A 25,924-nucleotide genomic window follows, 5' to 3' on the forward strand; every position below is an offset into this window, starting at 1 on the left:
CGATGCCGCTGACGCACCGGACGTGGACGGACAGCTGGGTGACCGTACGGTGCGCGGCGTGCGGGCGCGAGAGCGAGTGGCCGCACCCGGAGGTGGGGTGCGGCTCGTGCGGGACGGTGGTGCTGGTTCCGGTCCACCCGCCCGAGCCGTCGCGGGAGAGGCTCGGTCCGTGGGACGGCGTGGCGGGAGCGGGGGACGGCGTACGGGCGGAGGGGAACGGGACCGGCGGGCGCCCCGGCACGGGCCCGACGGCGGCGGGGCGGCCGGGTGCCGGGGAGGGGCCGCGTGACGGCTCGGGCCCGGGGCGGGTTCCGGTCCAAGGGCAGGGTCAGGGTCAGGGTCACGAGTCGGGTCGGGGGGCCGGTCGGGGGACGGGGCAGGGGCCGGACGGGGCTGCGGTGGCGGTCCCGCCGGTGTCACGGCCTCCGTTTCGGCCCGTGACCATCCGTACGGCCCGGGACGCGGTGGCGACGGCCGCGCTGTACCTGCGCTGGCTCGGCTTCCGCGACGTACGGCAGCCCGACGGGCCGCCGATCCCCTCCGCGGCGGTGGACCTCCGGGCCCCGGGAGTCGTGGCCCAGGTGGACCCGAGTACGGCGCCGGCCGGACTACGGGCGGTGGAGTGCGTCTGGCTGAACGGGCTGACGGCCTCCGCGACGAGCGTCTACTTCTCCCTCGCCGGGTACACCTCGGACGCCCGGGCGCGCGCGGACGACCTGGGGATACCGCTGTTCGTCATGGATCTCACGGGGATGCCGCAGCCGGTCAACGACCCGGCGGACGCACTCGTCGGTATGGGGCCCTAATCTCGGGGGTATTCCTTAACCGCGTCTGCCGAGGAGACCCGATGGGCCTGTACGACATCCCGCTGACCACCCTGTCCGACGAGCCCACCAGCCTGGCCGCCCACAAGGGCAAGGCGATCCTGCTGGTGAACACCGCCTCGCAGTGTGGCCTCACCCCGCAGTACTCCGGACTGGCCCGGCTCCAGTTCAAGTACGAGGAGAAGGGCTTCACGGTCATCGGCGTGCCGTGCAACCAGTTCGGCGGCCAGGAGCCGGGGTCGGCGGACGACATCCAGACGTTCTGCGCGGCGGGCTTCGGCGTGACGTTCCCGATGCTGGAGAAGTCGGAGGTCAACGGCGAGAACCGGCACCCGCTGTACCAGGAGCTGGTGAAGACCCCGGACGCGGACGGGGAGGCGGGGGACATCCAGTGGAACTTCGAGAAGTTCCTGATCTCCCCCGCCGGTGAGGTCGTGGCGCGCTTCCGCCCGCGCACCGAGCCGGAGGCACCCGAGGTGATCGCGGCGATCGAGGCGCAGCTGCCGGCCTGATCCCGCGCGCCCCATCCGGATTCCGGCTTCCGCTTCCGCTTCCGCTTCCGGCTCAGCCGAGGTCGGCTTCGTCGTACTCCGTCGTGGAACCGGCTTCGGTGAGCTCCCGCAGCTCCACCCGGCGGATCTTGCCGGACACGGTCTTCGGGAGTTCGCCGAACTCGATGCGGCGGATCCTCTTGTACGGGGACAGCACGGCCCGGGAGTGCTCGAACAGCACCCGAGCCGTCTCCTCCCCCGGCTCCCAGCCGGCGGCGAGCGTGACGTACGCCTTGGGGACGGCGAGCCGCAGCGGATCCGGGGCCGGGACGACGGCCGCCTCGGCGACCGCCTCGTGCTCCAGCAAGGCGCTCTCCAGCTCGAACGGGCTGATCTTGTAGTCGGACGCCTTGAAGACGTCGTCGGACCGGCCCACGTAGGTGAGGTAGCCCTCGGCGTCGCGCGAGGCGATGTCCCCGGTGCGGTAGAGGCCGTCCGCCATCGCCTCGGCCGTCCGCTCGGGGTCGTCGCGGTAGCCCGTCATCACCCCGGCGGGACGGGTCCGCAGGTCGACGCAGAGCTCGCCCTCGTCGGGGGACTCCTTGCCGGTGACGGGGTCCAGCAGCACGATCTCGTAGCCGGGCGCCGGACGGCCCATCGAGCCGGGCTTGACCGGGACGCCCGGGAAGTTGCCGATCTGCAGGGTCGTCTCGGTCTGGCCGAATCCGTCGCGGATGGTGATTCCCCACGCTTCGCGGACCTTCTCGATGACCTCCGGGTTGAGCGGCTCGCCCGCGGCGACGGCCTCGCGCGGCGGGTTGCGGAGCAGGCCCAGGTCGGACTGGATCAGCATCCGCCAGACGGTCGGCGGGGCGCAGAACGTGGTGACGCCGCCCCGGTCCATCTCCGCCATCAGCCGCTCGGCGTCGAAGCGGGTGTAGTTGTGCACGAACACGGTCGCGCCCGCGTTCCAGGGCGCGAAGAGGTTGGACCAGGCGTGCTTGGCCCAGCCGGGCGACGCGATGTTGAGGTGGACGTCGTCGGGACGCAGCCCGACCCAGTACATGGTGGACAGGTGCCCGATCGGGTAGGACGCGTGCGTGTGCTCGACCAGCTTCGGGCGGGCGGTGGTGCCGGAGGTGAAGTAGAGCATCAGGGGGTCGTCGGCGCGGGTCTCACCGTCGGGCGTGAAGCCGCCGGCCGCCTGGTACATGTCCTCCAGGCGGCGCCATCCGGTGGGCACCCGCGGCCCCGCGGCGATGCGGGTGTAGGCGCCGGGCACCTCGTCGAACTTGCCGGTGTCCTCGTCGCGCACGATGACGTGGCGCACCTGCCCGCGCTCGACCCGGTCGCGCAGGTCGGCCGCGCCGAGCAGCGGGGTGGCGGGGATGACGACCGCGCGCAGCTTCATCGCGGCGAGCATCACTTCCCACAGCTCTCGCTGGTTGCCGAGCATGACCAGGATGCGGTCGCCCGCGGCGACGCCCTGGGCGCGCAGCCAGTTCGCGGCCGAGCCGGAGCGCACGGACAACTCCCCGAAGGAGACCCCCCGGCTAGTGCCGTCCTCCTCGACGATCCGCAGGGCGTCGGCCCCGTTCCCGGCGGCGATGTGGTCGAACCAGTCCAGGGCCCAGTTGAAGCGCTCGGGGCGGGGCCAGGTGAAGCCGGCCCGGGCGGCTTCGTAGTCCCCTCGGCGTTCGAGCAGGAAGTCGCGGGCGGCCAGGAACTGTGCGGTGGCGCTGTTCTCCGTCATGTGAGGCATCGTGCCGCGTGGCGCTGTGGATCACTAGACGGCGTCAGCGGTGGATTGACCCGAAGCGGACGCGGCCCCGGCCGGCCGGGGCCCCTCGCATCCCCGGGCTCGTCTCCGTCCCCGGGCTCGTCTCCGTCCCCGGGCCCGTCTCCGTACCCGGGCCCGTCTCCATCTCCGCGAGGAGCCGTTCCCCCTCGGCGACGATCTCCTCTTCGACCCCCTTCGTCACCGTGGTGAACAGCTCTGCGGTGAGCACCCCCGCCTCCGCCGTCCAGAGCCCGGCGAGGAACCCGTCGACGAGCAGGGTGCGGTGGGCCTGGTTGCCCGTCCAGCTACGCCCCTTGAGCCGCGCGGGGACGACGCGGCTGCGGTCGGCGTGCGAGAGCAGGAGGTTGTCGAACTCCGGGAGGAAGCGGGGCGGGGCCGGGGTGTCCGGATCGGGTCGGGGCGCGTCGGGAAGGTCGAACAGCTCGACGCCGTTCTCGTCCCGGAAGACGAGCAGACGCGGCCTCAGCCGCTCGAAGGCGTCCCGGAGCCGGGTCAGGCCCGCCCAGGTCTGCATGTCCTTCACGGAGGCGGGCCCGAAGGCGCCGAGGTAGCGCAGCACCACGTCGTCCAGGCGCTGCGGCTCCCCGGCCGGGCGCCCGAGCCAGTGCTCGGCGGTGGTGAGCCGGACCTGCCCGCTGCGGCCCCACACGCCGCGGGGCGTGACCTGGACGAGCGGGAGCCGGCAGCGGGCGGCGACGGACAGGGCCTGCGGGTCGGCGTCCGGCCAGTGGGTGAGGAGTTCCTCCCGGATCTCCGCCATGGTGCGCGGCTCGGCCTCCACGAAGGCCCGCGCGGTCCGCGCCAGCCGGTCGAGGTCCACTCCGGTGAGGCCGGCGCGGAAGTGCCCGACCTCCCGGTCGCGGGCGTCTTGAACGAGCGGCCTGAGGGTGAGGGCGTCGTGCGCGGTGTGGGTGTGGAGGGTGGAGCGCATCGTGACCATGCGGACCACCTCCCGGGACTCCATCAAGCCGGCCAGCTCGCCGGGGCGGAAGCCGGCGAGGCGGGCGTGCAGCTGGAAGTAGGGCGGCCGGACGTTCTGCGCCTGGAGCCCGACGAGGTGCGCGACGGCGTCGACCGCCGGCATCCGGGCGCGATCGAGCAGTAGCTGGCGGGCGAGCGTGGCACGGTTGAGGGCACGGGCGCCGAGTAACGGATGGGTGGTGGTGGAGGCCATGCCCGCACGCTAACGCGGCTTGCGGACACCTTCGGTCCGCGAGGTCGACGGCCGGCACCCTCTCCGTTCCCTTTCGCCCATATATCCTGCCCTTGCCCGTAAAAGTACGTTCACCAAGCCACGGGAGCTGACTGCGATGCCGGAGCGCCCAGACCGCCGCCCTCCGTCGCGCACGGGCCGACCGCGGCCCTCCGCGCCGACACCGTCGGACCACCGCAGCGTGGTCGACTCCGCCGTCTACCGCGACGGCCGCCGCGTAGCCTCCCCCGCCACCCTCGCCGACACCTTCCGACAGTTGCGCGAACAGAGCGACGGCATGGCATGGATCGGCCTACACCGCCCGACGGAGTCCGAACTCCACTCGCTGGCCGCCGAGTTCAATTTGCACCCGCTGTCCGTCGAAGACGCCCTGGAGGCCCACCAGCGCCCCAAGCTGGAGCGCTACGGCGACACCCTCTTCGTCGTCCTGCGCGCCGCGCGCTACCTGGACGCGCCGGAGGAGGTGGACTTCGGCGAACTCCACATCTTCGTCGGCCCGGACTTCCTCATCACGGTCCGCCACGGCGCCGCCCCCGACCTCTCGGCGGTCCGCCGCCGCATGGAGGCCGCCCCGGAACTCCTGTCCCTCGGCCCGGAGGCCGCCCTGTACGCCATCCTCGACGCGGTGGTCGACGGCTACGCCCCGGTTGTGGAGGGCGTCCAGAACGACATTGACGAGATCGAGACCGAGGTCTTCCGCGGCGACCCGGAGGTCTCGCGCCGCATCTACGAACTCTCCCGCGAAATGGTCGAGTTCCAGCGCGCCACCAGGCCCCTGGTCGGCATGCTCCACGGCCTGATGGCCGGCTTCGCGAAGTACGGCACGGACGAGGAACTCCAGCGTTACCTCCGCGATGTCGCCGACCACGTCACCCACACCAGCGAACGCGTGGACGGCTTCCGCCAGGCCCTGACCGAGATCCTGACGGTCAACGCCACCCTGGTCTCCCAACAACAGAACGCGGAAATGCGCGCTTTGGCGGAAGCCGGCTTCGAACAGAATGAGGAGATCAAGAAGATCTCCTCATGGGCCGCCATCCTCTTCGCCCCCACCCTGGTCGGCACGATCTACGGCATGAACTTCGAGAACATGCCGGAACTCCACTGGGCAGCGGGCTACCCTTTCGCGATCCTGCTGATGGCGGTGGTATGCGTCAGCCTCTACGTCATCTTCAAGCGGCGCGACTGGCTCTGAGAGACGGGGCGCGGAGGCGGCTCGGCGCGCTTCGGGCGAATGCGCCGTTCGGATGTGACGAATCGGTCTCAGCTCAGGGAAAACCTACGCGCGGGCCCGGCAGAAAGACTTGTCTGTGCCGGCGGCCGAAATGCGCCGCTCCCTGCGCTCGACGTGGGCCGTGCCCGCACAGCGCGCGGGTCTGGGTCTCCCTCAGGAAGGTGCCACATGACCGCGCCCACCACAGTGAACCTGACGAAAGCGTCGCCCACGGTCTCACTGGACAAGCACGGCGTGACCTCTGGTCTGATCAAGGTCAATCTGAACTGGACGTCCCCGCGGGCCGCGGCCTCGACGGCAGCCGGCGAGGCCCGTGGTCTGTTCGGCCGGATACGGGCGTCGATGCGATCAGCCGCGGCCAGGGATGTGGACCTCGACCTGGGCTGCATGATCCGGTGCACCGACGGGACCAAGACCGTGGTCCAGGCACTGGGGAACGCGTTCGGTGCGGTGGACCGGTTCCCCTACGTCGCCCTGGACGCGGACGACCGGACCGGGGCTCTCGCGACCGGCGAGAATCTGGTCGTCAACCTGGACCACCAGAGCGAGTTCCAGAAGCTGTTGCTTTTCGTCTACATCTACGACGGTTCCGGTGACTTCCGCGGGCTCGACGCGGTGGTGACCCTCACCTCCGACCGGGGTGACCGCTTCCGGGTCCTTCTCGACGAGTGCCCGCCACAGGCACACGCCTGCGCCATCGCCCTGATCAAACGGCAGAAGGGCGAGCTCGTGATCGAACGCGAGGTGCGGTGGTTCACGCCGCAAGACGGCTCCGGCGTACAGGACGTGATCTCCCGTGCGTATCGACTCGGCATGAAATGGACCCCCGGCTCGAAGTAGACACGTCATGTCACCCGCGTCCGCGGGTTCCCCGGAGGCCGGCGGAGTGGCCGCGCTCAGCGGTAGGCGGCGGGGCCCACGTCCGCCATGACGAGGGACGGTAGGACGGAGAGCGCCACGTCACGTGGGGCGATGTGGGGGTTCGGGGAGCGTTCGGCGATGTCGGGGTGCCAGGGTGTCGGCAGCCGCGGCCCCCTGCGGGCCTAGGGGCGCTTCGAGGTGGAGGAGCTGCAGGTGCCAGGAACCTCGGGCGCGGAGGACGTCACGCTCGTGAGTGCGCGGCCGGCCGGGATCGCCGGGCCGTTGCCGCTGCTGTACTACATGCGCGGCGGTGGAATGATCACGGGCAACGCGTCGTCGGTCCTTCCGCGACTGCTCCGCGAATGGGCCCTGCCGCTGGGGTTGGCCGTCGTCTCCGTCGCGTACCGCCTGGCGCCGCAGACGCGGTATCCCGGGCAACTGGATGACTGTTACGCCGGTTTGCTCCGGGTGTCCGAACACGCGGCGGCGCTGGGTGTGGACGCGGACCGCGTCGTCATCGGGGGCAAGAGCGCAGGCGGTGGGCTCGCCGCGGCGCTCGCCCTGCTCTCCCGCGACCGGGGCGGCCCCGAGGCGGTCGGGCAACTGCTCCTGTGCCCGATGCTCGACGACCGCAACGACAGTTTCTCCGCTCACCAGATGGCCGGTGGCGACCTGTGGGACCGGGCCTCCAACGCTACGGCGTGGCAAGCCGTGTTGGGCGACCGGTACGGCGCGCCGGACGTGCCGCCGTACGCGGCTCCCGCGCGCGCCACGGATCTGTCCGGACTGCCCCCGGCCTACATCGACGTCGGGTCGACGGAGACGTTCAGGGACGAGGAGGTGGCCTACGCCCAGGCGATCTGGCGGGCCGGAGGTCAGTCCGAACTGCACGTGTGGGCGGGGGCCTTCCACGGCTTCGACACTTTCGCGCCGGAGGCGGCCCTCAGCCGGGACGCCCGTGAGGCCCGTACGCGCCGGCTCCGCCGCGTCCTGTCGGCCTAACCCGCGTGGGGTTGGCGTAAGCCGCGCGGGGTTGGCCTGAGCCATGTGCGTGTCCGGGCCGGCGCCCGCCCGTTACGGGCTCGTCGGCGTCGGCAGGCCGCCGAGGACGAGGCGGATGCCGAGGGTGAAGCCGCGGGTGTCCAGGGCGGGGAGGCCGCCGGGGTGGGTGGCCGAGGACCGGAGGGAGGCGGCCAGGGCGGGGTAACGGGCCTCGTACTCCGCCGCGGGGAGGTTGAAGCCGGCGGTGAAGGTCTCCAGCGCGGAGCCGAGCACGAGGTTGTCGATGGCGGCGGCGGCCTCGGCGGCCTCGGCCGGAGTGCACCCGGCGCGGGTCAGGGCGTCGAGCAGGGTGTCGTAGCCGCGCAGAGCCTTGTCGGAGGCGACCCGGCGGCGCGCGACCAGCGGGATCATGTGCGGGTAGCGGAGGTAGACGCGCCGGTAGCCGTGGGCGTACGCCGCGATGCCCTCCACGCCGCCCGGGTCCGTCAACGGGCCGAGGTCGATCTCGTCGTTGATCAGCTCCGCCACCGCGTCGAGCAGGTCTTCCTTGGACGCGACGTGGTGGTACAGGGAGGCACCGCGCACCCCGAGCCGGTCGGCGATCGTCCGCATCTTCAGGGCTTCCACGCCCTGTTCGTCCAACAGGTCCAGAGCCGCGCGGGCGATGAGCGCGCGGCTGAGGAGGTTCTGGCTCGGCCGTGCCATCGGGGCTCCCTCGTCTCGGCCTGCAGATTACCTGCCGGGAACGCTTCACAAGGCGTCGGGAGCACCGCTACATTCACGCCACCTCGTTTTCCTAACGCGGTTAGATTTAGCGCGCCGGCGCCGCTCGCGGCTGCCCGCGCCCGGTGAGGTGATCATGAACGACACGTCGAACCCCGATTCGGATGCCGCACGGCTGCAGGCGCTCGGCTACCACCAGGAGCTGCGGCGCAGCCTCGGCATCCTCGGGAACATCTCGATGGGGTTCGCGGTGGTGTCCCCCGTCGTGGCCCTGTACGCCGTCTCCATGGTGGGGACGACGGTGGCGGGGCCCATGTGGGTGTGGGCGCTTCCGCTGGTGCTCGTCGGCCAGTGCCTGGTCGTCAACGTCTATGCGGAGCTGACCTCGCAGTGGCCGCTGGCCGGCGGACCGTACCAGTGGGGCAGGCGCCTGCTGGGTCCTGCCTTCGGCTGGCTGGGCGGCTGGGTCTGGCAGTTCGCCGTCATGTTCGGCAACACGACGGTGGCGTACCTCGCCGCGCCCTGGGTGTACGCGCTCTTCGGCGCCGTGCCGACACCCGGCGGGCTGGTCGCGGTGGCCGTCGCCATCCTGCTCGTATGCATGCTGGTCAACGCGTACGGGATCACCATCCTGCGCTGGTTCGTCTCGCTCGGGATCGCCGCCGAGGCGGTGGCCTCCGTGCTGGTGGGTCTGATCCTGCTGCTGTTCTTCCGCGAGCACGGCTTCCCCCTCTTCACGAAGACGCTCGGCGCGGAGGCGCTGTCCGGCGGCTCGACCGTCGCCGGCTTCCTCGCGGCCGTCGCCGTCGCCGGCTGGGCGTTCATCGGCTTCGACGCGTGCGTGTCGACGGCGGAGGAGACCAAGGACGCCGGCCGTCAGGTTCCGCGGGCCATGTGGTGGGCGCTGCTGAGCGTCGGCGCCGTCGTCATCCTGAACGCGATGGCCGTCGCTCTGGCGCACCCGCATCCGGAGGCGGTGGTGGCCGGCCAGGACGTCGATCCCGTCACGACGGCCGTCGTGCACGCCTTCGGCGGTTGGTCGGACAAGCCGTTCGTTGTGGTGGTTCTCGTCGGGTTCCTGGCCTGCGCGGTGGCGTCGCAGGGCGGGGCGGCCCGCGGCCTGTTCTCGCTCGCCCGCGACGGCGTCTTCCCCTTCTCCCGGCACGTGCGCAAGGTCAACCGGCGCAAGGCGCCCATCGGCGGCCTTGTCGCCTCCACCCTCATCAGCGGGAGCGCCCTCGCCCTCGGGCTCAACGCCACCGCCATCGGCAGCCTCATCTCCTTCGGCACCGCGGCCACGTACCTGCCGTTCTTCCTCGTCTCGCTTGCCGCGCTCATCGCCCGCCTGCGCGGGAGTTGGGTGCCGTCAGGTCACATCCGGCTGGGCGCCAAGGGCACGTTCCTCAACGTGCTCGCCGTGGCCTGGACCGCCTTCGAGGTGGTGAACGTCTGCTGGCCGCGCACGATCCTCGCGCCGCCGGACGCCCCCTGGTACCAGGTGTGGGCCGCGCTGCTCGGCACCGGCGTGGTGCTGGGCACCGGCCTGGTCTACCTGGCCGTGCGCCGCCCGCACCACCGGTTGCGCGACGGGGCCGAACCGGTCGCGCAGCCGCGCGCCGAGGGGCTGGAAGTCGCCGCCGAGCGCCCCTGACCGGGGCCGCCGCCCCGCTCACCCCGCACCCTGCTCACCCCGAACCCCGCGCAACCCCGCGCCGCCCGCCCGCCGCCCCGCGCGCCCGCCGCCCCGCAGGACCGCAGGACCGCAGGACCGCAGGACCGCAAACCGCACGACCCCAGACCGCAGGGTCCCCCGAATCGGCCACCCCCCGCGAACCGCCCGCCCGCACTCCCCGGAAGGACACACCCCATGGACCAGCCCCGCCCCTCCCGCCGCTCGTTCTGTACCGGCGCGCTGACCGCCGCCGCGACCGTCTTCCTCACCTCCGGTGGCGCCGGGCCGGCCGCGGCACAGCCGGCCGGCGGCACGCTCACCGTCCCCGCCGAATGGGAGGGCCACTCCGGCTGTGTCATGTCATGGCCCTGGGACCGCACCGACGGGTGGGGCGGGCTGCTCCCCCAGGTGCAGGCCGAGGTGGCCGCCGTCGCCAAGAGCATCGCCCGTTTCGAGACCGTCCTGATGTTCGCCGAGCCCGGCACGGTCGCCGACGCCCGTCGCCAGTGCGGGGCCTCCGTCACCGTCGTGGAGTACCCCGTCAACGACTGCTGGGCCCGGGACACCGGACCGATCTTCGCGTTGAACGCGGGCCGCACCCAACGCACGGGGCTCGACTTCCGCTTCAACGGCTGGGGCAACAAGTACCCGTACGACAAGGACGACCTGCTGCCCGTCGGCGTCTGCTCCTACCTCTCCGTACCGCGACAGCCGGTGGACCTCGTCCTGGAGGGCGGCTCCGTCATCACCGACGGCCAGGGCACCCTCATCACCACCGAGGAGTGCCTGCTCAACCCGAACCGCAACCCCGGGATGACCCGCGCCGAGATCGAGGCCGCGCTGCTCGCCGCGTACGGGGCGAGCAAGGTGATCTGGCTGCCGTACGGCCTGGACAACGACCTCATCACCAACGGGCACGTGGACCTCGTCGCCTCGTACCTCGGCCCCGCGCGGGTCCTGCTGCACACCCAGCCCGACACCACCAGCCCCAACCACGCGCGCATGGAGGCCAACCGGGCCGTGCTCGTGGCCGCCACCGACGCCTGCGGACGGCACTTCCGGATCGAGGAGCTCCACCAGCAACCCCACTTCCAGGTGAACGGCGCGCTCGTGGACACGTTCAGCTACACGAACTACTACCTGACCGGTGGCAGCGTCGTCGTCCCGACGGCGCAGGAGCCGGACGACGCCGCCGCGCTGGCCCGGTACGCCGGGCTCTTCCCGGGCCGGGAGATCGTCGGCATCCCGGCCCGCACCCTGGCCTGGGGCGGCGGCGGGGTCCACTGCATCACCCAGCACATCCCCGCGGTGTCGTAGGTGTCATAGGTGTCGTGGGTGCCATAGGGACCAGTGGACCACCCCCGCAGCCCGCGGGGGTGGTTCTTGAATGGTCACTCATGTATGTTGGACGCATGCCCCGACCCCGCGAGTTCGAACCGGAAGACGTCCTGAACCAGGCCATGCTGCGGTTCTGGGAGCGCGGGTACCGGGCGACCTCCATCGAGGACCTGGTGAAGGCGACCGGAGTCAAGCCCGGCAGTCTGTACGGCGCCTTCCCCGGCGGCAAGCACACCCTCTTCGTGAAGTCGCTGGAGCGCTACTCCAAGCTGGTCGTGCCCCAGAAGCTCGGCGAACTGGAGGCGCCGGACGCCTCGGTGACCGAGGTCCGGGGCTACTTCGACGGGCTCGTGCGAGACCTGCTCAGCCCCGAGGGCCGTCAGGGATGCCTGCTCGTCAACACCGCCATCGAGCGCGCCGCCGAGGACGACGAGGCGGCGGCCGTGGTACGGGGCCACCTGGCCCGGCTCGAACGGTGCATGACCCACGCCCTGGGCAACGCCGTGCGACGGGGTCAGGTACGCGCCTCACTGGATCCCGGCGGCAGCGCCAAGCTGCTCGTCGCGACCTGCCAGGGACTGATGGTCGTCGGCAAGGCGAACCCCGACGAAACCCTCCTGCGGGCGATCGTCGACAACGCCTTCGCCGCTCTCGCCTGACGCCGGGAACCCCTCCGGCCATCCTCGGGCCACCCACGCGGTGGCCCTTTTTCGGCACCCATACTTGAATGACTACTCAAGAACGGATTCGTGCATGAAGGCCATCGTCATCTCCGCCCACGGCGGCCCCGAGGTCCTCGCCTTCACCGAGCTCCCCGACCCGGTGCCCGCCGCCGGCGACGTCCTGATCCGGGTCAAGGCCTTCGGCCTCAACCACGCCGAGGCGTACATGCGCGCCGGGGCATGGGGAGAGGTGGCGGCCGTCCCCGGGATCGAGTGCGCCGGGGTGGTCGAGCACGACCCCTCCGGCCTACTCGCCCCCGGCACCCGGGTGGTGGCGATCCTCGGCGGCATGGGCCGTACCCGCGACGGCAGCTACGCGGAGCTGGCCAGCGTGCCCGCGACCAACGTGGTGGCGGTGCGGTCCTCCCTCGGCTGGGCCGACCTGGCCGCGGTCCCCGAGGTGTACGCGACCGCGTGGAGCGGCCTGTTCGGCAATCTGGACCTGCGGCCGGGCGAGACGGTCCTGGTGCGGGGGGCGACCTCCTCGCTCGGCCAGGCCGCCGTCAACCTCGCCGTCGACCACGGCGCGACGGTGGTGGCCACGACCCGGAACCCGGCGCACATCGCGCTGTTGAAGGAACTCGGCGCCCACGAGGTGCTCGTCGACGACGGTGCGCTCGCCGCGCCGATCCGTGAGCGGGGACTCGACGTCGACGCCGTGTTCGACGTCGTCGGCAACAGCGTCCTGCGCGACTCCCTCGCCCTGGTCGGGCCCCGCGGCCGGGTGTGCCAGCTCGGCTTCCTCGGCGGGTTCGCGCCGGTACGGGACTTCGACCCGATCGCCGACCTGCCGAGCGGGGTGCGGCTGAGCTTCTTCGGCAGCGCATTCGTCCTGGGGACTTCCGCGTTCCCGCTCTCCGACGTGCCGCTGGAGGCGATCTACGCCAAGGTCGAAGCCGGAACGCTGCGGGGCCGCCCGACGCGGGTCTTCGCCTTCGAGGAGATCGTCGAGGCCCACCGTGTCATGGAGGCCGGGCGGGCCCTCGGCAAGATGGTCGTCACCGTGGGCTGAACGCGGCAGCGCGTCGCGCCCGGCTCCGAGAGCCGGGCGCGACGCGGGACGGTGCGCGCCCCTGAGCGGTCCTATTCGACCGTCGTCCAGTCGAGGGTGCGTTCCACCGCCTTCTTCCAACCCGCGTACCCCTCCTGACGCTGCTCCTCGGACCATTGGGGTTCCCAGCGCTTGGACTCCTGCCAGTGGGTGCGCAGTTCGTCGGTGTCGCGCCAGAAGCCGGTGGCCAGGCCGGCCGCGTAGGCGGCGCCGAGGGCGGTCGTCTCCGCGACGACCGGTCGGCTGACGGGAACGCCGAGCACGTCGGCCTGGATCTGCATGCACAGGTCGTTGGCCGTGACGCCGCCGTCGACCTTGAGCACGTCGAGGTGGACGCCGGAGTCCTGCTCCATCGCCTCGACCACGTCGCGGCTCTGGTAGCAGATGGCTTCGAGGGTGGCCCGGGCCAGGTGGCCGCTGTCGTTGTACCGGGCCAGGCCGACGATCGCGCCGCGGGCGTCGGAGCGCCAGTACGGGGCGAACAGGCCCGAGAAGGCGGGGACGAAGTACATGCCGCCGTTGTCCTCGACGGTGCGGGCCAGCCGTTCGCTCTCGGCCGCGTCTGTGATGATCTTCATCTGGTCGCGCAGCCACTGCACGGCGGAGCCGGTCACCGCGATCGAGCCTTCGAGGGCGTAGATCACGGGGCTGTCGCCGAACTGGTAGGCCACCGTGGTCAGCAGGCCGTGCTGCGAACGGACCAGTTCGGTACCGGTGTTCAGCACCAGGAAGTTGCCGGTGCCATAGGTGTTCTTCGCCTCGCCGGGCGCGTAGCAGACCTGCCCGACGGTCGCCGCCTGCTGGTCGCCGAGGACCCCGGTGATGGGGATGGCGGCGCGCAGGGGGCGGGAGGTGCGGGTCTCCCCGTACGCCTCGCGGTGGGAGGACGGGTTGATCTTGGGCAGCATGGCCCGGGGGACGCCGAAGAAACCGAGCAGTTCCTCGTCCCAGTCGAGGGTTTCCAGGTTCATCAGCATCGTGCGGCTGGCGTTGGTGACGTCGGTCGCGTGGATGCCGCCGTCGGGGCCACCGGTGAGGTTCCACAGGACCCAGCAGTCCGTGTTGCCGAAGAGCGCGTTGCCCGCTTCCGCCGCCTCGCGCACGCCGTCGACGTTCTCCAGGATCCACTGGATCTTGCCGCCGGAGAAGTACGTGGCCGGCGGCAGCCCCGCCTTGCGGCGGATGATGTCGCCCTGACCGGAGCGGTCGAGGGCCGCGGCGATGGAGTCGGTGCGGGTGTCCTGCCAGACGATCGCGTTGTAGTACGGGCGGCCGCTGCGGGGGTCCCACACCACGGTGGTCTCGCGCTGGTTGGTGATGCCGATCGCCGCGAGGTCGGCGGGGGTCAGATTGCCGTGCCGCAGGGCGTTCTGGATAACCGAGTTGGTGCGTTCCCAGATCTCCACGGGGTCGTGTTCGACCCACCCCGAACGCGGGAGGATCTGGGCGTGTTCCAGTTGGTGCTTCGCCACTTCGTTACCGGCGTGGTCGAAGATCATGAAACGGGTGCTGGTGGTTCCCTGGTCCACCGCGCCGACGAAGTCCGCCATGGGGTGCCGCCTCTCCTGTGGGATGGCCTGCTCGCTGCCTCAGGCAGCCGTCGTCACGCCTCCGGTCCTTCGGGGGTAGGCACGCGGCCGGGAGGCTCCGGCTCGGCGGTCGGCAGGAACCTGCCGATGAAGAACTTGTACAGGGCCCCTCCGACCAGTCCGCCGATGAGCGGACCGATGATCGGGACCCAGAAGTAGAAGTTTCCGTACTGATCTCGCCACGCATGGCCGTAGCCCGTGATGAAGCTGGCCAGACGGGGGCCGAAGTCGCGGGCTGGGTTGATCGCGTACCCCGCGTCGGTGCCCCAGGCCATGCCGATCGCGACGACGACCAGGCCGATGATGAACGGGGCCAGGTTGGCGCCGGGAGGCGTGCCCAGCAGGTCCGTGATGGCCAGGATCAGGAACAGCAGGATCGCGGTGCCGATGATCTGGTCCCGCAACGCTCCCCATTCGGTCACCGGCAGGTTGGGGTTGCCGTTGGCCGGGAGGGTGGAGAAGACGCCCTGCGTCTTGGTGTGCGTGGGGTCGATCGTCGACAGCGCCTCGCTGTAGTTCCAGCGCACCAGCAGGGCTGCCACGAAGGCGCCCGCCGTCTGCGCGAGGGCGTACGGCGCGACCCTGCTCCAAGGGAACCCCTTGAACGCGGCGAGCGCCACGGTCACGGCGGGGTTGAGGTGTGCGCCGCTGAGCCGTGCCGCGACGTACACACCGAGAGTGACGCCCAGGCCCCATGCCCAGGCGATGCTGTCGTGGTTGCCGAGGCCGCCGGGGGGATCCGTGAGACCTCCACCGGCCACCACTTGGGCCACCACGCCGCACCCGAAGAGGATGAGGATCATGGTGCCCGCGAATTCGGCCGACAGTTCGCCGACCAAGCCTGGCATTTTCATCCGCTCAGCCATCGAAGCCCGCTTCCCGCCGGCCCAAGACCGGCCGTGGACTGTCCCGGTCCTCCCCGCTTCTCACGATAGGACGATCACCGGAGAACCGCACGACGGTGCTGTGGGACCGGTCCCCGCGGGCGTCGAATGGGCCTCTCGACGGTCAGCCCACGCCCCAGGACCAGGTGTGGTCCGCGCCGACCAGGCAGGCGAGGACGACGAGGTCGGCGATTCCGAGCGCGAACCCGAGGCGGGCTCGGCCGGGGCGGCTCGTACCGCGACGCAGGGCGAGCGTGGCCAGGACCATGGAGGCCGGGCCGAGGAGCAGGTTCATCGCGAGGAGGCCGACCAAGCCCAGCAGGAAGGAGGCGACGGCCATGCCGTCGGCCTCGCGGGAGCGGTCGCGGGCGGGTCGGGTGTCAGCGGGTCGGGTCCCGGCGGCAAGGATCCCGGCGGGTCGCTCGACGTGCTCCGCGCGGCCGGTGCGGTCGGTGTGGTTGGTGCGGTCGATGCGGTCGGTGTCGAGGATGCGGTCGAGGGTGCTTCGGACGCTCATGACGAACCTTCCTGTCGGTGGGTCCGGCGGTGGTGGCGGCCGGACCGTTCGCGGATCGCGAAGATCAGCAGCCAGCAGGCGATCGCGGCGGTGACGGCGAGGGAGACGGGGGCCGACACGTGCGCCACGGTCCCCAGGAGGACCCCCATCAGCATCAGTGCCGCTACGAGGAAGAGCATCGTGCTCCCTCCTGAAATAGGTGACAGTTGTTCACTGACTACCCAGTCTAATAGAACTCATGCGGTCCTGTGTGGCGCGGGGGTTAACTTTTCGTCATGAGCCAGACCGCCGGAGCCCGTCAGCTCCAACGCCTCAAGACCCGCCGTGCCCTGCTCGACGCCGCCCTGGCCCTCCTGGAGGAGCAGAGCCTGGGCAGCCTGGGTCTGCGCGAGGTGACCCGCGCGGCGGGCGTCGCGCCGACCGCCTTCTACCGGCACTTCCGCGACATCGAGGACCTCGGCATCGCGCTGGTGGACGAGGCGCTGGAGAACCTGCACGCCACGGTCCGCTCCATGCTCGCCACCACGGGCGACGCCGACCAACGCACGGCCGCGGCCGTGGAGTTGATGGCCGCCTTGGTGCGCACCTACCCCGCGCACATCCGCTTCATCGTCCGGGAGCGGCACGGCGGCGTACGCCGGGTCCGGGAGGCGGTGAGCGGTCAGCTCGACGCGTTCGCGGGCGAAGTGGCCGAAAGCCTCGGGTCCGACCCGCTCGGCGCCGGCTGGAGCCGGGACGACCTGCTGATGCTGGCCCGGTTGTACGTCGATCACATGGTGATGACGGCCTCCGCGTTCTTGGCGGCGGCCCTCGACGAGGACGGCGAATGGGACGCCGTCACCCACACCGCCCTGCGCCAGTTGCGGCTCATCCACGCGGGCCGGGTGCACTGGGCACCGGCGAGGGAGGGGGCGGGGGCGGGGGCGGGAGCGGGAGCGGGAGCGGGGTGAAGGGCACGTACGCGGCGCGTGACGAACGCGGCGGGGGCGGGGCGGACACCTCGGCCGCGCTGGTCACCTCGTGGGGCGGTGGTCCGGGCTGGTCCGGCAGGGCGTGCGAGGAGGCGCCGAGCGGGCGCGCGCCGTGGCGTTCGGGTCGGTGCGGTAGTGCTGGACGTCGTGGTCGGTGCTCCATTCGTCCAGCACCCGCCGCAGGCGAACGCCACGCGTTCGACGGCCAGTGATCATCACGGCCACCTCCTTTCGACGTTCCGGCGGCGGGACCTCGAACCGGGACCGGCCCGGGGCCCGGTTCGGCCCGGGGCCCGGTTCGGCCCGGGGCCCGGTTCGGCCCGGGGCCCGGTTCAGCCCAGGGTCGCGATGTCGATCACGAAGCGGTAGCGGACATCGGAACCGAGAACCCGCTCGTACGCCTCGTTGATCTTCTCGGCGGGGATCGGCTCGACTTCCGCGCCGACGCCGTGTCCGGCGCAGAAGTTGAGCATCTCCTGCGTCTCGGCGATGCCGCCGATCATCGAGCCGGCGAACGAACGGCGCCGCGACATCACGGAGAAAGCGTTGAGGGACAGCGGTTCCGGCGGGGCGCCGACATTGACCATGGCGCCGTCGAGGGCGAGGAGCGAGAGGTAGGCGTCGATGTCGAGCTTGGCGCTCACCGTGTTCAGGATGATGTCGTAGGTGCCCGCGAGTCGCTCGAAGGTTCCGGGGTCGCTGGTGGCGTAGTAGTCGTCGGCGCCCAGGCGCAGGCCGTCGGCCTGCTTCTTGAGGGACTGGGACAGGACGGTGACGTCGGCGCCCATGGCGTGTGCGAGCTTGACTCCCATGTGTCCGAGCCCGCCGAGGCCGACGACGGCCACCTTCTTGCCGTGGCCGGCGCCCCAGCGCTTGAGCGGCGAGTAGGTCGTGATGCCGGCGCACAGGAGCGGGGCGGCCTCGTCAAGCGCGAGTCCCTCCGGGATGCCGAGGACGAAGTCCTCGTCGACGACGATGTGGGTGGTGTAGCCGCCGTTGGTGTGGGTGCCGTCCCGGTCGATCGAGCCGTAGGTGAAGATCGTCCCGTTCAGGCAGTACTGCTCCTCCCCCGAGCGGCACGGAGGGCACTCGCGGCAGGAGTTGACCATGCAGCCGACGCCGACCCGGTCCCCGACGGCGTGCCGCGTGACCTGCGGGCCGACCTCGGCCACCACCCCGGCGATCTCGTGGCCGGGGGCGACGGGATAGGTCACCGGGCCCCACTCGCCGCGCACGTGGTGGATGTCGGAGTGGCAGATGCCGCAGAACTTGATCTCGATCAGGACGTCCTGCGGGCCGACCTCGCGCCGTTCGACGGTGGCCGGGACGAGCGGTGCGTTCGCGGAGGTGGCGGCGTACGCGTTGACGGTGCTCATGTCGTGCCTCCATGTATTCCATGGATAGGGGGCGGCCGGTCGCGGCCGAAGAGCGCGGCCGGGGGGCGGCACCGGACCGGTCCGCCACGGGGCCCGTCCGGGCCGAGGCTCGGTTTTCACCGTACGTCCATGCTGCCGCGCACGCTGGCCCGCCCGCGGCCCCCGCAGGTCAGGCCGTCGGGGCGCGGCATCCGGGCCGGGAGCCGGAGGCCACGGGTGTCACCCGGCTGGGTGACCCCGTTGGCAGCCGGGCCGGGGGCCCGGCTTGCTGGACGGATGAGAGAGCGTTCACCGGGCGCGGCCCGGACCCAGAACCTGGAGACCCCGAGGGCGGCGGGAGTGGCCGGGATCGTCTTCGCAATCCTGCTGGCCGCGGCGATCGTGCTCGCCCGGCTCGGCCTCCCGGAAGGAGCCGGCGGCTCCTCCTTGGAGCTCGACTCGGGGCAGCGCGCCTCGGTGAACACGGCCGTGGAGCTGGTCCCCTTCGCCGGTATCGCCTTCCTGTGGTTCATGGGCGCCGTGCGCGCGCACACCGGGGAGGCCGAGGACCGGTTCGTCGCCACCGTCTTCCTGGGCAGCGGCCTGGTCTTCGTCGCCTCCCTCTTCGCCGCCGCCGCGGCTGCCGGGACCGTGCTCTCCGCCCACCAGCCGCAGGACTTCGGCCGGCACTTCGCGTACGAGCTGCTCACCACGTACGGCATGCGGATGGCCGCCGTCTTCGTCCTCGCGACGTCCACCATCGGGCGCAAGCTGGGCTCGTTCCCGCGCGCCCTGAGCCTGGCCGGGGTGGCGGCCGGCCTGGTCCTCCTGGTGGCGGGGTCCTCCCTGCCGTGGTCGGAGCTGGTGTTCCCCGCCTGGGCCCTGCTGATCAGCGTCTACATCCTGCGGGCCGCCGGCCGGACCCCGTGAGATACCCCGAACGCTCGACGGCCGTCACCCCGATGGTCCGCGTGGACGGGCCGGGACGGCGCCCGCCCGGCACGCTGGTCCGGGGAGCCGAGGGGGTCACCGAAAGGACCGCACGTTGCTGAGGCTTGTCGTCGATCTCAACCGGTGTCAGGGATACGCGCAGTGCGCGTTCCTCGCACCCGACGTCTTCGCGATGCACGGGGACGAGGGCCTCCTCTACGATCCGCAGGCCGAGGACGCCCAGCGCGAGCGGCTGGCGCAGGCCGCGGCAGCCTGCCCCGTCCAGGCCATCCTGGTGGACGACCTCGACCGGGCCGGTGACCGCGGCCCCGCGGCCGCCGCGGAGGCCCCCGATGCATGAAGTGACCCTGGACCACCTCAAGCGCGAGGGCCGGATCGTCGTCGTGGGAGCCTCGCTCGCCGGCCTGCGCGCCGCCGAGACCATCCGCGACAAGGGCTTCACCGGCGTACTGACCATGATCGGCGACGAGCCGTACGAGCCCTACGACCGGCCGCCCCTCTCCAAGGGCGTCCTGCTCGGCAAGTCGACCGCCGAACGCACCGCGCTCCCCCGCCGCCGCGCCATCGACGCCGAGTGGCGGCTCGGCGTACCGGCCACCGGCCTCGACATGGCGGCCCGGCGGGTCAAGCTGGCCGACGGGGACGAGGTCCCGTACGACCGGCTCCTGATCGCCACCGGCGTACGGGCGAGGCCATGGCCGAACGCCGCCGAGGGCGAACTCGACGGGGTGTTCGTGCTGCGCACCCGCGACGACGGCGCGGCGCTGGCGCGGCGGCTGGACGCGGGCCCCCGCCGGGTCCTGGTGATCGGGGCCGGGTTCACCGGCTCGGAGATCGCCTCCGCGTGCCGGGAGCGCGGGCTGGCGGTCACCGTCGCCGAACGCGGCGACGCGCCCCTCGTCGGGGCACTGGGCGGGGTGATCGGGGCCGTGGCCGCCGAACTCCAGCGCGAGAACGGCGTCGACCTGCGCACCGGCGTGATGGTGACCGGCCTGGAGGGCGACTCCACCGGGCGGGTACGCGCCGCGCACCTCTCCGACGGCACCACGCTGGACTGCGACGTGGTGATCGTCTCGCTGGGCGCCCAGCGCAACACCGAGTGGCTGGCCGGCTCCGGGCTCGGCGCGGGCCCGCGCGGCATCGCCTGCGATGCGGGCTGCCGGGCCTTCGACATCCGGGGCATCGTCACCGACGACATCTACGTGGCGGGCGACGTGGCGCGCTCCCCGCACCCCTTGTTCGGGTACCAGTTCCTGTCGCTGGAGCACTGGGGCAACGCCGTCTCCCAGGCGGAGACCGCGGCGCACAACATGCTCAGTGTGAGCACCGATCGGCGCCCGCACATCTGGGTCCCGGCCTTCTGGTCCTCGCAGTTCGGGGTCAACATCAAGTCCGTCGGCGTACCGCCGATGGGCACCGAGATCATGATCCCCCAGGGCTCCCTCGCGGAACGCCGCTTCACCGGCGTCTACGGGTACCAGGGCCGCGTCATCGGGGCCGTCACCTTCGACAACTCCCGGTGGTTGCAGTTCTACCAGCAGCAGATCGAGACGACCGCGCCGTTCCCGGTGCCGTTCGCGACGGTCGACCGGCGCCCCGACGGCCACCGGCCCGTTCCCGCCGACTTCCCCGACCCGTCCGTGCCCACGCACGGTCCGACCATCACCCTCAGCGGATATTCGCCGGCCGACCGGCGGATGACGTTCACCCCCGCCGGGCACTGACCCGCAGGCCCCCGGAGGACCCGCAATGACCCACGGCATCCTGAGCGACATCCTGGACTACGCCAACCGCGCCAACCCGTACCCGCTGTACGAGGAACTGCGCAAGACTCCCGTCTTCCACGACGGGAGCGGGCCGTACGTCATCAGCACCTACTACGAGATCCAGAGCCTGCTGCACGACCCGCGGCTGAGCTCCGACGCCCGCAACCTGGCCGCGACGGCCGGGGACCCGCTGGCGGGCGAGGGCGAGGAAGAGGCCACGGCCCTGCCGCCCGGCTTCCTCAAGCTGGACCCGCCCGAACACGACCGGCTCCGGCGGATGACGAACCGGCCCTTCGGACCGCCGCACTCCCCGCGCCGCGTCGACGGGATGCGCGACGACCTGCGCTCCATCGTCACCGGACTGATCGACGATCTCGGTGACCCCGAAGAGATCGACCTGGTCGACCAGTTCGCGTACCCGTTCCCCGTCACCATGATCTGCCGGCTGCTGGGGGTACCGCGCGAGGACGAGCCCCGCTTCCACGTCTGGGCGGACACCCTCGCGGCGAGCCTGGACCCCGATCCGGACGCGGACCCGGCCGAACGGCAGCGCAAGACCCACGACTCCCGGATGGAGCTGGGCATGTACCTGGCCGGGCTGATCGAGGAGCGGCGCAAGCAGCCCGGCGACGACATGCTGTCCCAACTGGCCACGGGATACGGGCCGGACGAGTCCATGTCCACCATGGAGCTGCTCAGCACCGCCGCCCTTCTGCTGATCGCCGGCCACGAGACGACGGTCAACCTGATCACGAACGGGATGCTCACGCTGCTGCGCAACCCCGACGTACTGGAACGGCTGCGCCGGGACCCGGCGCTCGCGGCGCCGCTGGTGGAGGAGCTGCTGCGGTTCGAGCCGCCGGTGCAACTGCTGCCGCAGCGCACTCCGCTCGTCGACATCGAGGTGCGCGGGGTCACCATCCCCAAGGGTTCCTCCATGTGGCTGATCCTCGCGTCGGGCAACCGGGACCCGCAGCGCTTCGAGAACCCCGACCGCTTCGACCCGGACCGCCCGGACATCCAGCACCTGGGCCTGGGCAGCGGCATCCACAGCTGCTTCGGCGCCCCCCTGGCCCGCCTGGAGGCCCAGCTCGCCCTCACCGAACTGGCCCGCCGCCTGCGCAACCCCCGCCTCCTGGAGGACCCGCCGCCCTACCGCCAGAACGCCGTCCTCCGCGGCCCCCGCCACCTTCGCATCGCCTGCGACGGGGTCCGGGCGTAGGTTTCCGCCCCTTCCCGGGCGGTCAGGAGGCGGTCAGCAAGCGGTCCCGGAGGCGGGAGACCGTGGCCGGGGGTCGGCGGCCCGGTCCGCGAGGTAGCGCCAGGGGTCGGTGTCGGGGTCGATCTCGGCCTGGTCGTAAGGTCGGTGCTCGATGCTGAGGTTGGCGTACACGAACCGGTGCGGCTCGGGCACCCGCCCCTTCGCGTCTGCCTCCCACGGGTAGCGCAGGTCGATGACGGTGCGTATGCCGAGGTCCAGGAACCGTTCCCAGTCCGCTCCTTGGAGCTTGCCGAGCGAGTCGGCACGGTGGAGCACGCCCCAGGCGACCCGGCGGCCGTCGATGCCGTGGTAGCCGCCCAGGTCACGGAAGTTGTGCAGACGGTCGAAGGCCATGTGGCGGCTCGGCACGGTCGGGCTCCTGTCCGGTGCGGTGATCTTCCGTTCCTGATGATGCCGTAGCCGTCATGCCCGGGTTCAGCGTTTGCGCGCCACCGTGAGGCCGTCCGCGATGGGCAGCGTCACCGACTCCACCCGCTCGTCGGCCCGCACGTGCGCGTTGAACTCCCGGATGGCCAGGGCGTTTCCCGTGGCACCGGGGTGTACCACCTCGCCGCCGTACAGGACGTTGTCCGCGAGCAGCAGACCACCCGGGCGTACGCGGGGAACGAGTTCGTCCCAGTAGGCGCGGTAGCCGGTCTTGTCGGCGTCCAGGAACACCAGGTCGATCACCGGCTCGGGTGGCAGCTCGCGCAGGGTCTCCAGGGCGGGGGCGATCCTCAGCTCGATGCGGTCGGCGACTCCGGCCGCCTTCCACGCCTCGCGGGCGATCCGGGTCCACTCCTCGGAGACGTCGCAGGTGAGGACCTTCCCGCCGGGCAGCAGGCCTTGGGCGAGGGCGAGCGTCGAGTAGCCGGTGAAGGTGCCGACTTCGACGATCCGCAAGGCGCCGGCGAGCTTGGCCAGCAGGGTGAGGAATACGCCCTGCTCGTGCGGGATGCGCATCTCGGAAGGACCGCCGAGCGCCTGCGTGCGCTCGATCAGCTCCCGTTGGACGGGCGTGACGGGCTCAGCCTGGTCTACGAGGTAGGCGTACACCTCGGGGGTGAGGGGCACGGTTTTCACTTCATCGGGGGTTCGGGTCATGGAGTGGCGTGGTCCTTCGGTAGGCGATGCGCGGTCGGGTGATCGGCGCGGTGGTCATCTTGGGCGGTCGCACCGCGCCCGCGCATCCGGATATCCCGGCAGGGCAACGAGGGCGGGACCCCTTCGGAAACGGCGTGGTCCCCCATCTACCGATGCCCTGTCACATGTGAAATATTACCTGCGCTCCTCGTCAACTCCCCTGGAAGGAAGCCAGCGTTGCGCAGACTTGCCGTGGCAGGAGCGGCGATATCACTCGCCCTCCTCGCCACCACCCCCGCCCTCGCCGCCTCGCCACAGCCCGCACCGCCACCCCCGGCGGCCGGACAACAGGTCCGACAACAGGCCCAGCAGGCTCCCGCCCCACCTCCCGCCCCGCTCGAACTGGAACGCCAGGCCCTGCGCCGCCAGGCCCTCGAAGGGATCGCGGCCGGCGCCAACAGCCGCCCCGGCGCCCTGCGCGCGGAACCCGACGGCACGCTCCCCCGCCAAGCCAAGGTGGGCGACCGGTACGTCGAACTCGCCCAGGAACGCAAGGACAAGGTGTTCGTGATCCTCGCCGAGTTCGGCGACCAGGTCGACACGACGACCGAGTTCGAGGGCAAGCCGCGCTTCGGCGGCACGCCCGGTCCCCGCCACAACAGCATCGGCAAACCGGCGGCCGCCGACAACCACACGCTGTGGCGCAAGGACTTCGACCGCGCCTCCTACCAGCGTCAGTTCTTCTCGGACGCGCCCGAGTCGGCGAGCATGCGGGCCTACTACCGGCTCCAGTCCTCGGGCCGCTACGACATGGACGGCACCGTCACCGACTGGGTCAAGCTCCCTTGGAACGAGGCGCGTTACGGCACGGACAACTGCTCCGAGCCCGGTCAGTGCCGCACCAACTGGGACCTGGTCCGCGACGCCACGACCGCCTGGTACGACTCCGAGCGCGCGAAGGGCCGTACGGCGGCCGACATCAAGGCGCAGTTGGCCGAGTACGACCAGTGGGACCGCTACGACGCCGACCACGACGGCAACTTCAACGAGCCCGACGGCTACCTCGACCACCTCGTGGTCGTCCACGCGGGCAAGGATCAGACCTGGGGCGGAGGAGCTCAGGGCAAGGACGCCGTCTGGGCGCACCGCTGGTTCGCGTACTGGGACCAGGCCGGCAGCGCGGGCCCGGCGGGCAACAAGGCGGGTGGCACCCCGGTCGGTGACACCGGCATCTGGGCGGGCGATTACCTCACCGGCGGCGAGAACAGCGGAGCCGGCCTGTTCTCCCACGAGTTCGGCCACGATCTGGGGCTGCCGGACCTCTACAGCTCCGACGGGGAAAACAGCGTCAACTTCTGGTCACTGATGTCGTCCGCCTCCTACCTCGGCAAACGCCCGGGAACCACCGGGGAGTTCCCGGGCGACCTCGATCCATGGAGCAAACTCCAACTGGGCTGGCTGGAGTACACCGAGGCCGACGCGGGCCGCCGGACCCGGGCGACCCTCGGCGTGTCCGGCTACAACACCGAAGACCCCCAAGCACTGTTGGTCCACCTGCCGCCCGCGCGGACCACGACCGAGCTGACCGACCCCTACGAGGGCGCGAGCCAATGGTGGAGCGGCACCGGCGACTTCATGGACAACACGCTCGGCCGGACCGTCGACCTCACCGGCACCACCGGGCCCGCCCGGCTGGACGCCCGCGTCTGGTACGACATCGAGAAGGACTTCGACTTCCTGACGGTGGAAGCCTCCACGGACGGCGGCGCCGTCTGGACCCCGCTCCCGGGCACCGTGGACGGGGCGCCGATCCCGGCCAAGGGCGTCTCCGGCACCTCCGCCGGCTGGACGCGGCTGTCGGTCCCCCTCGATGCCTTCGCGGGCCGCGAGATCCGGCTACGGCTGCGCGTCACCTCGGACGGCAACACCCACGGCAAGGGCGTCACCTTCGACGACATCAGCATCACCGCGGACGGAGGCCGTGAACTGCTGCGCGACGGCGCGGAGCAGGGTGCGAACGGCTGGACGGCGCTCAAGTGGTCCCGCACGGAGGGCCGCGACGGCACCGAGGAGCACCCGCGCGCCTACTTCGTCGAGAACCGGCGCTACACGGGCTACGGCAGCCTGCTCAAGACGGGACCGTACAACTTCGGCTTCACGGGCGACCGGGTGGAGTTCTTCCCGTACCAGCAGGGCGTGCTCGTCTGGCTCTGGGACACCGCGTTCAGCGACAACACCACCAAGGCGCACCCGGGCGGCGGGTTGCTGCTTCCGGTGGACGCCCGGCCGGAGGCGTTGAAGTTCGCCGACGGCAGCCTCCTCAACGCCCGCGCGCAGACCTTCGACGCCCCCTTCTCGCTGCGCGCGAGCGACCGGATCGTGCTGCACAAGGCGGGCACCCCGCTGGTGATCCCGTCGCGGCCGGGGGTCCCGGTCTTCGACGACCGTCACGGCACCTACTGGAACGCGGAGTTGCCGCAGCTCGGGGTGAAGGTCCCGGACACCGGCACGAAGATCGCGGTGGTGAAGGAGGCTTCGGGCGGTGCGCTGACGACGGTCCAGGTGAGCCCTTCGTCCTGAGTCGGACGACGGGCCGCCGCTCGGACGGCGGCCCT

At 71.5% G+C, this 25,924-nt stretch carries 25 protein-coding genes; 15 read left to right on the forward strand and 10 right to left on the reverse strand.

The window, feature by feature from the left end; translation table 11 throughout:
* The first annotated feature begins 38 nt into the window (after window positions 1-38).
* Together ABZ934_RS03835 and ABZ934_RS03840 are read left to right on the forward strand one after the other, a co-directional pair.
* Window positions 39-806 (forward strand): hypothetical protein, encoded by a 768-nt coding sequence (locus tag ABZ934_RS03835; protein WP_361308713.1) that lies wholly within the window; start codon window positions 39-41, stop codon window positions 804-806.
* Between the two features lie 41 nt (window positions 807-847).
* Complete coding sequence (locus ABZ934_RS03840) at window positions 848-1,336, forward strand: glutathione peroxidase (protein ID WP_361308142.1); 489 nt, start codon at window positions 848-850, stop codon at window positions 1,334-1,336.
* Between the two features lie 52 nt (window positions 1,337-1,388).
* Here ABZ934_RS03840 and ABZ934_RS03845 read toward each other — a convergent pair whose 3' ends face one another.
* Both ABZ934_RS03845 and ABZ934_RS03850 read right to left on the reverse strand, forming a co-directional pair.
* Window positions 1,389-3,068 (reverse strand): AMP-binding protein, encoded by a 1,680-nt coding sequence (locus tag ABZ934_RS03845; RefSeq protein WP_361308144.1) that lies wholly within the window; start codon window positions 3,066-3,068, stop codon window positions 1,389-1,391.
* Between the two features lie 43 nt (window positions 3,069-3,111).
* Window positions 3,112-4,290: a winged helix DNA-binding domain-containing protein gene (locus ABZ934_RS03850; RefSeq protein WP_361308146.1), complete on the reverse strand. Its 1,179-nt coding sequence runs from the start codon at window positions 4,288-4,290 to the stop codon at window positions 3,112-3,114.
* Window positions 4,291-4,426: 136 nt separating this feature from the next.
* Between ABZ934_RS03850 and ABZ934_RS03855 the strand changes: the two genes are divergently transcribed.
* The 3 genes from ABZ934_RS03855 to ABZ934_RS03865 all read left to right on the forward strand — a co-directional run bounded on the left by ABZ934_RS03855 (window position 4,427) and on the right by ABZ934_RS03865 (window position 7,426).
* Window positions 4,427-5,524, forward strand: a complete 1,098-nt coding sequence (locus tag ABZ934_RS03855; protein ID WP_361308148.1) for a magnesium and cobalt transport protein CorA — start codon at window positions 4,427-4,429, stop codon at window positions 5,522-5,524.
* Between the two features lie 207 nt (window positions 5,525-5,731).
* Window positions 5,732-6,403, forward strand: a complete 672-nt coding sequence (locus ABZ934_RS03860) for a hypothetical protein (protein WP_361308150.1) — start codon at window positions 5,732-5,734, stop codon at window positions 6,401-6,403.
* Between the two features lie 219 nt (window positions 6,404-6,622).
* Window positions 6,623-7,426 carry an alpha/beta hydrolase fold domain-containing protein gene (locus ABZ934_RS03865; RefSeq protein ID WP_361308152.1) on the forward strand — a complete coding sequence of 268 codons (804 nt, stop codon included), beginning with the start codon at window positions 6,623-6,625 and terminating at the stop codon, window positions 7,424-7,426.
* A 72-nt stretch (window positions 7,427-7,498) separates the two neighbouring features.
* Here ABZ934_RS03865 and ABZ934_RS03870 read toward each other — a convergent pair whose 3' ends face one another.
* The gene (locus tag ABZ934_RS03870; RefSeq protein WP_361308154.1) at window positions 7,499-8,131 is read right to left on the reverse strand and encodes a TetR family transcriptional regulator; all 633 of its coding nucleotides are present in this window, start codon (window positions 8,129-8,131) and stop codon (window positions 7,499-7,501) included.
* 154 nt (window positions 8,132-8,285) lie between these two features.
* On the opposite strand from ABZ934_RS03870, the gene ABZ934_RS03875 reads away from it, so the two are divergent.
* The 4 genes from ABZ934_RS03875 to ABZ934_RS03890 all read left to right on the forward strand — a co-directional run bounded on the left by ABZ934_RS03875 (window position 8,286) and on the right by ABZ934_RS03890 (window position 12,893).
* The gene (locus tag ABZ934_RS03875; protein WP_361308156.1) at window positions 8,286-9,800 is read left to right on the forward strand and encodes an APC family permease; all 1,515 of its coding nucleotides are present in this window, start codon (window positions 8,286-8,288) and stop codon (window positions 9,798-9,800) included.
* Between the two features lie 216 nt (window positions 9,801-10,016).
* Window positions 10,017-11,138, forward strand: coding sequence for an agmatine deiminase family protein (locus tag ABZ934_RS03880; protein ID WP_361308158.1), 1,122 nt, complete (start codon window positions 10,017-10,019; stop codon window positions 11,136-11,138).
* A gap of 95 nt (window positions 11,139-11,233) precedes the next feature.
* The gene (locus ABZ934_RS03885) at window positions 11,234-11,818 is read left to right on the forward strand and encodes a helix-turn-helix domain-containing protein (protein ID WP_361308160.1); all 585 of its coding nucleotides are present in this window, start codon (window positions 11,234-11,236) and stop codon (window positions 11,816-11,818) included.
* Window positions 11,819-11,912: 94 nt separating this feature from the next.
* On the forward strand, window positions 11,913-12,893 hold the full coding sequence (locus ABZ934_RS03890; RefSeq protein WP_361308162.1) for a zinc-binding dehydrogenase: 981 nt from the start codon (window positions 11,913-11,915) through the stop codon (window positions 12,891-12,893).
* A gap of 71 nt (window positions 12,894-12,964) precedes the next feature.
* On the opposite strand, the gene glpK is transcribed toward ABZ934_RS03890, so the two are convergent.
* The 4 genes from glpK to ABZ934_RS03910 form a co-directional block, all read right to left on the reverse strand.
* A complete protein-coding gene (gene glpK, locus ABZ934_RS03895) occupies window positions 12,965-14,482 on the reverse strand; it encodes a glycerol kinase GlpK (protein ID WP_361308164.1) in 1,518 nt (505 codons plus the stop codon).
* A gap of 53 nt (window positions 14,483-14,535) precedes the next feature.
* Entirely contained in the window at window positions 14,536-15,387 is an 852-nt protein-coding gene (locus ABZ934_RS03900) for an MIP/aquaporin family protein (protein WP_361308166.1), read from the reverse strand.
* 142 nt (window positions 15,388-15,529) lie between these two features.
* On the reverse strand, window positions 15,530-15,922 hold the full coding sequence (locus ABZ934_RS03905; protein ID WP_361308168.1) for a hypothetical protein: 393 nt from the start codon (window positions 15,920-15,922) through the stop codon (window positions 15,530-15,532).
* On the reverse strand, window positions 15,919-16,101 hold the full coding sequence (locus ABZ934_RS03910) for a hypothetical protein (protein WP_361308170.1): 183 nt from the start codon (window positions 16,099-16,101) through the stop codon (window positions 15,919-15,921). The genes ABZ934_RS03905 and ABZ934_RS03910 overlap by 4 nt, the downstream gene beginning before the upstream one ends.
* Before the next feature lie 96 nt (window positions 16,102-16,197).
* On the opposite strand from ABZ934_RS03910, the gene ABZ934_RS03915 reads away from it, so the two are divergent.
* Complete coding sequence (locus ABZ934_RS03915) at window positions 16,198-16,872, forward strand: TetR family transcriptional regulator (protein WP_361308172.1); 675 nt, start codon at window positions 16,198-16,200, stop codon at window positions 16,870-16,872.
* 353 nt (window positions 16,873-17,225) lie between these two features.
* Here ABZ934_RS03915 and ABZ934_RS03920 read toward each other — a convergent pair whose 3' ends face one another.
* A complete protein-coding gene (locus tag ABZ934_RS03920; protein WP_361308174.1) occupies window positions 17,226-18,269 on the reverse strand; it encodes an NAD(P)-dependent alcohol dehydrogenase in 1,044 nt (347 codons plus the stop codon).
* A gap of 276 nt (window positions 18,270-18,545) precedes the next feature.
* Here ABZ934_RS03920 and ABZ934_RS03925 point away from each other — a divergent pair, with 276 nt between their 5' ends.
* The 4 genes from ABZ934_RS03925 to ABZ934_RS03940 all read left to right on the forward strand — a co-directional run bounded on the left by ABZ934_RS03925 (window position 18,546) and on the right by ABZ934_RS03940 (window position 22,187).
* A complete protein-coding gene (locus tag ABZ934_RS03925) occupies window positions 18,546-19,178 on the forward strand; it encodes a hypothetical protein (protein WP_361308176.1) in 633 nt (210 codons plus the stop codon).
* 118 nt (window positions 19,179-19,296) lie between these two features.
* Window positions 19,297-19,539, forward strand: coding sequence for a ferredoxin (locus ABZ934_RS03930; protein ID WP_361308715.1), 243 nt, complete (start codon window positions 19,297-19,299; stop codon window positions 19,537-19,539).
* Window positions 19,532-20,923, forward strand: coding sequence for an FAD-dependent oxidoreductase (locus tag ABZ934_RS03935; protein ID WP_361308178.1), 1,392 nt, complete (start codon window positions 19,532-19,534; stop codon window positions 20,921-20,923). The genes ABZ934_RS03930 and ABZ934_RS03935 overlap by 8 nt, the downstream gene beginning before the upstream one ends.
* A gap of 25 nt (window positions 20,924-20,948) precedes the next feature.
* Entirely contained in the window at window positions 20,949-22,187 is a 1,239-nt protein-coding gene (locus tag ABZ934_RS03940) for a cytochrome P450 (protein WP_361308180.1), read from the forward strand.
* Window positions 22,188-22,220: 33 nt separating this feature from the next.
* Here the strand turns inward: ABZ934_RS03940 and ABZ934_RS03945 are convergent, their stop codons facing one another.
* Both ABZ934_RS03945 and ABZ934_RS03950 read right to left on the reverse strand, forming a co-directional pair.
* Window positions 22,221-22,595 carry a tyrosine-protein phosphatase gene (locus ABZ934_RS03945; RefSeq protein WP_361308182.1) on the reverse strand — a complete coding sequence of 125 codons (375 nt, stop codon included), beginning with the start codon at window positions 22,593-22,595 and terminating at the stop codon, window positions 22,221-22,223.
* A gap of 66 nt (window positions 22,596-22,661) precedes the next feature.
* Entirely contained in the window at window positions 22,662-23,330 is a 669-nt protein-coding gene (locus ABZ934_RS03950; protein WP_361308184.1) for an O-methyltransferase, read from the reverse strand.
* A gap of 216 nt (window positions 23,331-23,546) precedes the next feature.
* Here ABZ934_RS03950 and ABZ934_RS03955 point away from each other — a divergent pair, with 216 nt between their 5' ends.
* Window positions 23,547-25,889: an immune inhibitor A domain-containing protein gene (locus ABZ934_RS03955; RefSeq protein ID WP_361308186.1), complete on the forward strand. Its 2,343-nt coding sequence runs from the start codon at window positions 23,547-23,549 to the stop codon at window positions 25,887-25,889.
* Window positions 25,890-25,924: the final 35 nt, after the last annotated feature.

The organism is Streptomyces sp. NPDC046557 (assembly GCF_040645975.1).
Taxonomy (GTDB): Bacteria; Actinomycetota; Actinomycetes; order Streptomycetales; family Streptomycetaceae; genus Streptomyces.

Coding starts and splice junctions, on each gene's coding strand:
- ABZ934_RS03840 (WP_361308142.1), top strand. CDS start 848: ATGGGCCTGTACGACATCCCGCTGACCACCCTGTCCGACGAGCCCACC.
- ABZ934_RS03845 (WP_361308144.1), bottom strand. CDS start 3,068: ATGACGGAGAACAGCGCCACCGCACAGTTCCTGGCCGCCCGCGACTTC.
- ABZ934_RS03850 (WP_361308146.1), bottom strand. CDS start 4,290: ATGGCCTCCACCACCACCCATCCGTTACTCGGCGCCCGTGCCCTCAAC.
- ABZ934_RS03855 (WP_361308148.1), top strand. CDS start 4,427: ATGCCGGAGCGCCCAGACCGCCGCCCTCCGTCGCGCACGGGCCGACCG.
- ABZ934_RS03860 (WP_361308150.1), top strand. CDS start 5,732: ATGACCGCGCCCACCACAGTGAACCTGACGAAAGCGTCGCCCACGGTC.
- ABZ934_RS03870 (WP_361308154.1), bottom strand. CDS start 8,131: ATGGCACGGCCGAGCCAGAACCTCCTCAGCCGCGCGCTCATCGCCCGC.
- ABZ934_RS03875 (WP_361308156.1), top strand. CDS start 8,286: ATGAACGACACGTCGAACCCCGATTCGGATGCCGCACGGCTGCAGGCG.
- ABZ934_RS03880 (WP_361308158.1), top strand. CDS start 10,017: ATGGACCAGCCCCGCCCCTCCCGCCGCTCGTTCTGTACCGGCGCGCTG.
- ABZ934_RS03885 (WP_361308160.1), top strand. CDS start 11,234: ATGCCCCGACCCCGCGAGTTCGAACCGGAAGACGTCCTGAACCAGGCC.
- ABZ934_RS03890 (WP_361308162.1), top strand. CDS start 11,913: ATGAAGGCCATCGTCATCTCCGCCCACGGCGGCCCCGAGGTCCTCGCC.
- glpK (WP_361308164.1), bottom strand. CDS start 14,482: ATGGCGGACTTCGTCGGCGCGGTGGACCAGGGAACCACCAGCACCCGT.
- ABZ934_RS03900 (WP_361308166.1), bottom strand. CDS start 15,387: ATGGCTGAGCGGATGAAAATGCCAGGCTTGGTCGGCGAACTGTCGGCC.
- ABZ934_RS03905 (WP_361308168.1), bottom strand. CDS start 15,922: ATGAGCGTCCGAAGCACCCTCGACCGCATCCTCGACACCGACCGCATC.
- ABZ934_RS03910 (WP_361308170.1), bottom strand. CDS start 16,101: ATGCTCTTCCTCGTAGCGGCACTGATGCTGATGGGGGTCCTCCTGGGG.
- ABZ934_RS03915 (WP_361308172.1), top strand. CDS start 16,198: ATGAGCCAGACCGCCGGAGCCCGTCAGCTCCAACGCCTCAAGACCCGC.
- ABZ934_RS03920 (WP_361308174.1), bottom strand. CDS start 18,269: ATGAGCACCGTCAACGCGTACGCCGCCACCTCCGCGAACGCACCGCTC.
- ABZ934_RS03925 (WP_361308176.1), top strand. CDS start 18,546: ATGAGAGAGCGTTCACCGGGCGCGGCCCGGACCCAGAACCTGGAGACC.
- ABZ934_RS03935 (WP_361308178.1), top strand. CDS start 19,532: ATGCATGAAGTGACCCTGGACCACCTCAAGCGCGAGGGCCGGATCGTC.
- ABZ934_RS03940 (WP_361308180.1), top strand. CDS start 20,949: ATGACCCACGGCATCCTGAGCGACATCCTGGACTACGCCAACCGCGCC.
- ABZ934_RS03950 (WP_361308184.1), bottom strand. CDS start 23,330: ATGACCCGAACCCCCGATGAAGTGAAAACCGTGCCCCTCACCCCCGAG.